The organism is Klebsiella sp. 28 (genome assembly GCF_018223905.1).
Lineage (GTDB): Bacteria > Pseudomonadota > Gammaproteobacteria > Enterobacterales > Enterobacteriaceae > Klebsiella > Klebsiella pneumoniae.
In genome coordinates this window covers 1-7505 of record NZ_JAGRQY010000115.1, presented here as the reverse complement: position 1 = coordinate 7505, position 7505 = coordinate 1, and the positions used below count along the sequence as shown (strand labels likewise).

Here is a 7505-nt window from a genome sequence, read left to right as displayed (position 1 = left end):
CAGCGGAGCATCGAGCGTGATTATTACTGCAAGCTGGTCACCAGTGATGAAGAGCTGCAGGCACTCCCGGAGACCGTCCGCGGATTTATCGCGGATGAAGATATCCGGCTGGCCATTCAGTTTCTGGTCAGCGATGCGTATCTGAATGGCCATACCGGACAGTGGCTGGAAACCGCTGCGGTGAGGCATCTTCTTTTCCCCCTGCAGGAGCATACGCTATGAGCCTGAAACCGGGTGATATGAACTGTCGCATTGCGATTAGCTACGTTCAGTCCGGTCGGGGGCCGCTGGGCGAACCGCTACCGGAAAAGCAGGTTGAATCGGGAAAAGCGTGGGCAAAACGGGAGCTGGTATCGGGGCGAAAAGTCCGCACGCTGGATCAGCAGCAGGTGGTGGAAACCTGCCTGTTTACGGTCTATCCGGGTGTGCTGGTTGATATTGACTGGAAAATCACGACGAAAAATCTGGTTTATACCGTCCGGAATATTGACCGCAAAACGGACCGGATCATTATCACGGGGGAGGCTGACGGGCGGCATGATAGAGCTGGCGATTAAGGGTGCGCTGGAGCGCATCACCGGCATGAATGCGTATCCGCTTTTACTGCCGGACACGGTCCAGGAAGGAGCGACCTTTCAGCGTATCTCTGACCCGGAGATGGTCTCGGGAATGTTGCGAACGGGGATCGTCTCTGCCCGTATCCAGGTGAATCTGTACCGTCTCGATGATTACACCTCACTGCTGCAGCTGGATAAAAAAATCTGGACGGAACTGAAGTCCGTCGTTCATGGCCAGCTGGAGGGTATCACGGTTCAGTATGTGGAGCGAGGCGGTATCCATCAGGATAAAAACCAGCTGACGAATCGTCGCATTCAGTATCGCCTGACCCGCGATTTCATCATTCACTACGTGGAGGACTCCTCGTGATCCGAATGGAAGTTAAAGGGCTGGATGAGCTGGAGCGGCAGTTAATGGCCCTGGGCGAAAAAGTGGCGACGAAGGTATTGCGGGATGCCGGGCGCGAAGCGCTAAAGGTCGTCGAGGAAGATATGAAGCAGCATGCCGGCTTTGACGAAACGTCTGCCGGGCCGCACATGCGGGACTCAATCAAAATCCGCTCTTCCACCCGCAAGGGTAAAGGGAACGCGGTTGTAACGCTCCGTGTTGGCCCCAGCAAGCAACACCATATGAAGGCGCTGGCGCAGGAGCTTGGCACGGTTAAACAGGTTGCAGACCCCTTTATCCGACCCGCCCTGGATTACAACCTCCAGACCGTTTTGCGCGTGTTAACCGTGGAAATCCGAAACGGCATTGAAAACAGGTAGCATCCGCTGCCGTATAAAAAGAGAGAGAAACATGGCTGATAAAACTTCGCCTGAATATGCGATGTTGCCGGCGGGCACCATTGTGAAATACGGGGAGCCTGGCGCTGCCACGTCAGCGCTGAAACCGCTGATTAACTGTAAAGCGCTGGGTGCAATGGGGCAGACGGGGGGCTTTGTCGACTGCACCACGTTACTGGATAAGCAGAAACAGTCCATCAGCGATCTGCCTGACGGGCCTGAAAAGTCGCTGGGCTTCATTGATGATCCGGGCAATACCGATTTTGCCGCGCTGCTGAATGCAGCAGAGGCCCGCAAGACCATCCAGTTATACGTCGAATTACCCAACAAGCGAACAGCGACGATGCTCCTGGCGCTGTCCGGCTGGCAGATGAATGAAATCGCCGCTCCGGCGAATGAGGTCATCCAGATCACTGTTCAGGGTAAGCAGAACAAGATCACCTGGGGAACCGTCGCTGTCTCCGGCGGCGCCTGATTAACTTAACCTGTAAACAGCCACCTTCGGGTGGCTTTTTATTTTTAAGGACTACCTGTGAAAGATAAAGATTACCTGTCCACGCTGAAATCCGCGTTGCTTAAATCGGAGCCAACCGTCATTAAAACCGAGTTGTTTGGCGCAACCGTATTCATCCGCCGCCTGACCGGGGATTACCTCATCAGCTACGAAGAGAAAATGGCTGAAACCGCAAAAGCTGGCGCAGCACGCGAGGCATCGGAGCAAGTCATCCAGATCGTCATCGATGCACTGGTTCAGCCGGATGGAACGGCCATTCCGGATGAGTTTAAACCCACGGCAGCCGAGCTGCTGAAGGCCCATGAAAACCCCGAACTGCTGGCCGCAGTGGAAAAAGTGAAGCAACACGCAATCGGCAAGCTGGAGGAAGCGGAAAAAAACTGAGTGACTCGCCCTGGCTGGAGCTGATTTTCTGGCTGGCCGACCGCTGGGGCGAGCCTGACCCATCCAAAATTGCCGCGTTGCCGGCAAACACTCTGTACCACTGGCGAGCCTATTTCCTGAAACAGGGCACTTTCCGCCGTCCTGGCGATGAAAACGCGCCACCAACCGAAACCACACCTGCGCCATCCCGGGTCGATGATGAATGCGCGGCAGTCATGAGGGCATTAATGTAATGGCAGACGTCGCATCTTTAGCGGTCGGGCTGCACCTGAACGCAGCCAGTTTTAAATCCCAGCTGCTGGGAGCGTATGGCAATGCGGAGAACCAGTCACGACGGTTTAACCGTAATGCCCAGGCGGACGCGAAAAAGACGGAAGACGCCTATAAGAAGGTCGGTCTGTCGATATCCGGGATGGCCAGCCGGCTGGCGGGGCTGGCAGGAGCCGGCCTTTCCATCGGTACGATCGTCACCACGTCCAGACAATATGGACAGGCGTTATCAGATCTGCAGGCCATCACCGGTGCGACTGCAGCTGAAATGAAAGCGCTGGATCTGGCTGCGCAGGAAATGGGGCGCACGACAGAGTACAGCGCCAGCCAGGCCGCCGAAGCGTTAAAGCTGATGGCGTCGGCTAAACCGGAGCTTTTAAAAACGTCCGATGGACTGCAGAAGGCTACGAACAGCGCGCTTATCCTGGCGCAGGCCGCCGGCACAACGCTGCCCGATGCGACCAGAACGCTGGCGCTCTCCTTAAACCAGTACGGGGCGAGCGCGCAGGAAGCGGATCGTTATATCAACGTGCTGGCCGCCGGCGCGAAGTACGGGTCGTCGGAGATTGTGGATACAGCGGCCGCCATTAAAAATGGTGGCGTTGCAGCCGCACAGGCCGGCGTTGGTTTTGAGCAGCTGAATGCCGCGATTCAGGTGCTGGCAGAGCGTGAAATTAAAGGCGGTGAAGCCGGCACGGCGCTGCGTAACGTCATCCTGAACCTGGAAAAGGGCACAGACAAGAGCCTCAAGCCATCCGTGGTTGGTCTCAGCCAGGCGCTGACCACTCTTTCCGGGAAAAATCTCTCCACGGCCCAGGCCGTAAAACTGTTTGGCGTGGAGAACCTGAATGCGGCGTCTATCCTGGTCCAGAACCGTTCAAAGCTTGATGAGCTGACCGCTTCCCTGACCGGTACCAAAACGGCGCATGAGCAGGCATCCATCAGGGTTAACAACCTGAACGGCGATTTGCTGGGGCTGAGCAGTGCGTTTGAAGGGATGGTCATTAAGATCGGCCAGAGCAGTAACGGGCCACTCCGCAGCGGGATTCAGGTTGCCACGGAGGCACTGAACAGCCTGGCAGACAATTTCAACACCGTCTCCAGCGTGGCGCTTTACAGCCTGATCCCCGTGTTATCCACGAAACTGACTGCAGGGCTGCGGGAGAATATCGCGGCCTGGCGGGAAAGCCAGGCGGCGGTAAAAGCGCGGGCGCAGGCTGATGCGGATATTGCCCGCAAAACGCTGGATTCGACAGCGGCCATCCTGAAACAGAACGACGCTGAGTTTGGCCACTACCGGCAGATGGAGCGGACGGCTAAACAGTACGGGATGAATATCAGTTACCAGGATGAGTTTACCCGCCTCATCCGACAGGAAACTGAGCAAACCAATCTGGCCAGCCAGGCGAAACTGAAACTGGCAGCGGCAAACCGGCAATTGTCGATATCAGCCCGTGCGGCCTCCGTTGCGGTGGGCCTGGCAAGAGGCGCTCTGGCTTTTGTTGGTGGTCCGGTTGGCGCGGCGACGCTGGCTGGATCTGCATTACTGTATTTCCATCAACAGGCAAAAGAAGCCCGGCAATCGGCCATTGATTTAAAAGATGCCGTAGTGGAAACCAGTGAAGCGCTGATGCGCCTCTCGCTTAACCAGTTAAATGTGAAGCAGTTCGACCTGGAGGATAAGTACGAAAACCAGGTCGTGCAGCGTAACCAGCTGATGAAAGAGATTCAGGATGCCGACAGTCGTATCGACAGCCTGAAAGGGTTTGACCCCTTCGGCCAGCTGGAAGGGGTGACAAAAGGCCAGGCGCGTGCACGGGCGGATCTCGAAAGCGTTAACGAGGGACTCCGCAAAACCGAGGAAAACATTAAGCGTGTCAGTGATGCAAAAACACTGGCTCAGCTGGGTTTATCGGGAAAAATAACCTCCCTTACGGACGATCTGAAAGGAGCGTTAAGCACGCCCCCCAAAGAGACCGGAGATGGAAATCCCTGGGGCGGCGATGGCGGTACCGGCACGGGGAAAGGCAGTAAGTCCCAGGTCGACCAGTTCAAAACGCTGCGGCAGCAAATTGAAGAAGCCCATGCATCCAGCCTGGCCAGAATTAACCTGCAGGAAAAGGACAGCAACAGGGAGCTCCAGGAAGCGGCGAAGAAAAATGGCGCCAGTGATGCTGACCTGCAGCGCGCGCTGTTAATGAATGCAGAGAACTACCAGAAACAGCGACTGGATCTGGCCGCGCAGTATTCCCCCGCCCAGGAAACTCTGCGAAAAGAGCAGGAAGCCAGCCGGGACCTGGCTGAGCTTTTCAAAGCCCGCCTTCTTGATGAAAAAGAGTACCAGGCCGCACGAATAACGCTGGCCAGAGATACTGCGAAAGAGCTGCTGCAGGCGCATGCCGATGAAATCGCTGCGCCGGCACTGGATATCGCCGGCGAAGTTGATCCACTGGTAGCACTCCGCAATCAGTTAACGCAGCGGCAGGCTTTGCTGCTGTCGTACTATCAGAGCAGCGCGATCAGCAAAGAACAGTACGAAATGCTGATGCAGAAGGCGACGAAAGAATCCGCCGATGCGCAGTATCAGACGTCACTGGAGTTATACCGATCACAGGGAGAATTCCAGAGCCTGGCCGTCGGGTTATTTGAAACGGCCCATGAGCGCTCAAGCAACTTCCTGACGAGCATGCTGACGCGGACGAGAAGCTTTAAGGAGAACATGGCTGACCTGTTTTCCTCGCTCACGCAGTCGGTCATAAAAAACCTCGTTGATATGGCCGCTCAGGCTCTTGTTACCAGCACTATCATGCAAACCATCATGGGTGTGGTGGGAGCTGGAGTGAGTATTGCAGGTGGTGTTTCTGGAGCGGCTGATGTCGGCGCAGGAACTGCGATTCAGAATGCGGGTAATAACTTTAACTTTCAAATACCGGGTTATGCCAAAGGCGGTGTCTTCGATTCTCCTTCATTAAGTGCCTACAGCAACCAGGTCTACGACTCTCCGCAGTTCTTCGCTTTCGCAAAAGGGGCCGGCGTATTTGGCGAGGCCGGGCCGGAGGCCATCATGCCGCTGACGCGTGCCGGTGATGGTTCGCTGGGTGTACGCGCGGTGGGTGGTGGTCAGAACGCCGGCGTGTCGGAAGGGCCAAAAGTCTATATCACGATTGAAGGCGGAAACACCTCAACGCAGGCACCGTCTGGTTTTGAGCAGTTTGGCCAGCAGATTGGCTCGTTTGTGGAGAAAAAATACAGGGAGCTGATGGCGCAGGATATGCGCCCTGGCGGGATGGTCTGGAATGCAGTTAAAGGGCAACGTTGATGGCTATTGAGATATTCACCTGGAGTCCGCGGGTTAATCCCCAGCAGACCGTTAACTTTCGTGTCCGGAAGGCGCAGTTCGGTGACGGGTATGCGCAGGTATCCGGCGATGGTATTAACACCCGATCACAGGACTGGGAGCTGAGTTTTGTCGGTACGGAGGACTATATCCGTCCGATTAAGCAGTTCTTCGACCGTCATGCCGGCACCCGCGCGTTTCAGTGGACCCCGCCGCTGGAAGAGGTGGGGCTTTACCGCTGCGAACAATATAAACCGGTGCCGCTGGGCGGCGGAAATTACTCACTTTCAGCCACTTTTATTCAGGCATTTAAACCATGAGCCTTAACGCGAATTATCAGAAGTTAGAGCCAGGCGATGAGGTTCGTCTCCTGGAGATCGATGGCCAGGCGTTTGGCCTGGACGAGGTTTTGTATTTCCACGGCTATAACGTCCCCCATACTGCAGCCGAAATCCTCGCCGCTGACGGCGACCTGGATAAGCTGCCTGCGAAAAGCATCTGGTGGCAGGGGCGGGAGTATAAAGCCTGGCCATGTGAAATCGAAGGGATCGAGTCATCCACCACTGGCAGCGACGCGCAGCCAACGCTGCGGGTAGGGAACATCGACGGGAAAATATCCGCGCTCTGTCTTCATTACGACGATCTGGCTCTGGCGCGGGTTGTCATCCACGACACGCAAAAACAGTATCTCGATGCGAAGAACTTTCCGGACGGGAATGCCTCAGCTGATCCGACGCAGGAGAAACGGCGCCTTTTCTTCATTGACGTAAAGCATTATGAAGACGATGAGAAGGTGGAATTTACTCTCTCCAGCCCGTTTGCCCTGCAGGGGATGATGATCCCCACTCGCCAGCTGCATGCGATTTGCACCTGGTGTATCCGCAATCAATACCGCAGCGGTAACGGGTGCGACTATGCCGGCACCCGGTATTTTGACAGGAACAATCAGCCAGTTGATGACCCGTCGCAGGATGTCTGCAACGGAACGCTCACGGCCTGCAAATTACGTCATGGTGAGAATAGCGAACTGCCGTTTGGCGGGTTCCCCGGCACCTCATTAATCAGGAGCTGATATGCGTCAGAAAACGATTAAGGCCATCCAGGAACATGCGGCCGCAGAATATCCGCGCGAGGCCTGCGGCCTCGTCGCCCAGAGGGGCCGAGCGGAGCGTTATTTCCCCTGCCGGAACCTGGCCACAGAGTCGAAAGATAATTTTGTGCTGGCGCCGGAGGATTATGCGGAGGTTGAGGAATGGGGAACGATCACCGGTATTGTTCACAGCCATCCTGATGCCACCACCCAGCCGAGCGAACTGGATAAAGCGCAATGCGACGCGACCCTTCTCCCCTGGCATATTATCAGCTGGCCAGAAGGCGATCTCCGTACCATCCATCCGCGTGGTGAGTTGCCGCTCCTCGAGCGACCATTCGTGCTGGGCCACTACGATTGCTGGGGCCTGGTGATGAGCTATTTTCGGCAAACCCACGGCATCGAGCTGCACGATTACCGCGTCGATTATCCGTGGTGGGAAAAGGAGTATCCGGACAATTTTTATCAGGACTGCTGGTATGAATGCGGGTTCCGTGAGTTTGATGGTCCACCGCAACCGGGTGATATGGTGATCATGCAGGTGCAGGCGGATAAGTGGAACCACGC

10 protein-coding genes are annotated in these 7505 nt (G+C 56.0%); all 10 read left to right on the top strand.

The window, feature by feature from the left end:
* Positions 1 to 222 (top strand): phage gp6-like head-tail connector protein (locus KHQ28_RS19545; protein WP_110539826.1); only part of this gene is annotated, 222 nt, incomplete at its 5' end.
* Positions 219 to 557 (top strand): head-tail adaptor protein, encoded by a 339-nt coding sequence (locus KHQ28_RS19540; protein WP_014228910.1) that lies wholly within the window; start codon positions 219 to 221, stop codon positions 555 to 557. The genes KHQ28_RS19545 and KHQ28_RS19540, both read left to right, overlap by 4 nt.
* Complete coding sequence (locus KHQ28_RS19535; protein WP_023279517.1) at positions 538 to 927, top strand: hypothetical protein; 390 nt, start codon at positions 538 to 540, stop codon at positions 925 to 927. Before KHQ28_RS19540 ends, KHQ28_RS19535 begins: the two co-directional genes overlap by 20 nt.
* A complete protein-coding gene (locus tag KHQ28_RS19530) occupies positions 924 to 1325 on the top strand; it encodes an HK97-gp10 family putative phage morphogenesis protein (RefSeq protein ID WP_021462608.1) in 402 nt (133 codons plus the stop codon). The genes KHQ28_RS19535 and KHQ28_RS19530 overlap by 4 nt, the downstream gene beginning before the upstream one ends.
* Before the next feature lie 31 nt (positions 1326 to 1356).
* Entirely contained in the window at positions 1357 to 1818 is a 462-nt protein-coding gene (locus KHQ28_RS19525) for a major tail shaft subunit (RefSeq protein ID WP_014228913.1), read from the top strand.
* Between the two features lie 57 nt (positions 1819 to 1875).
* Positions 1876 to 2241 (top strand): phage tail protein, encoded by a 366-nt coding sequence (locus KHQ28_RS19520; RefSeq protein WP_014228914.1) that lies wholly within the window; start codon positions 1876 to 1878, stop codon positions 2239 to 2241.
* 232 nt (positions 2242 to 2473) lie between these two features.
* A complete protein-coding gene (locus KHQ28_RS19515) occupies positions 2474 to 5830 on the top strand; it encodes a phage tail tape measure protein (protein WP_064147928.1) in 3357 nt (1118 codons plus the stop codon).
* On the top strand, positions 5830 to 6168 hold the full coding sequence (locus KHQ28_RS19510) for a phage tail protein (RefSeq protein ID WP_017898999.1): 339 nt from the start codon (positions 5830 to 5832) through the stop codon (positions 6166 to 6168). Before KHQ28_RS19515 ends, KHQ28_RS19510 begins: the two co-directional genes overlap by 1 nt.
* Positions 6165 to 6920, top strand: coding sequence for a phage minor tail protein L (locus KHQ28_RS19505; RefSeq protein ID WP_048276849.1), 756 nt, complete (start codon positions 6165 to 6167; stop codon positions 6918 to 6920). The genes KHQ28_RS19510 and KHQ28_RS19505 overlap by 4 nt, the downstream gene beginning before the upstream one ends.
* 1 nt (position 6921) lies before the next feature.
* A partial coding sequence (locus tag KHQ28_RS19500) for a C40 family peptidase (protein WP_110539824.1) occupies positions 6922 to 7505 on the top strand: 584 nt, incomplete at its 3' end.

Bases quoted from the DNA above. Each gene is read 5' to 3' on its own strand.
- KHQ28_RS19540 (WP_014228910.1), top strand. From the start codon at position 219: ATGAGCCTGAAACCGGGTGATATGAACTGTCGCATTGCGATTAGCTAC.
- KHQ28_RS19535 (WP_023279517.1), top strand. From the start codon at position 538: ATGATAGAGCTGGCGATTAAGGGTGCGCTGGAGCGCATCACCGGCATG.
- KHQ28_RS19525 (WP_014228913.1), top strand. From the start codon at position 1,357: ATGGCTGATAAAACTTCGCCTGAATATGCGATGTTGCCGGCGGGCACC.
- KHQ28_RS19515 (WP_064147928.1), top strand. From the start codon at position 2,474: ATGGCAGACGTCGCATCTTTAGCGGTCGGGCTGCACCTGAACGCAGCC.
- KHQ28_RS19510 (WP_017898999.1), top strand. From the start codon at position 5,830: ATGGCTATTGAGATATTCACCTGGAGTCCGCGGGTTAATCCCCAGCAG.
- KHQ28_RS19505 (WP_048276849.1), top strand. From the start codon at position 6,165: ATGAGCCTTAACGCGAATTATCAGAAGTTAGAGCCAGGCGATGAGGTT.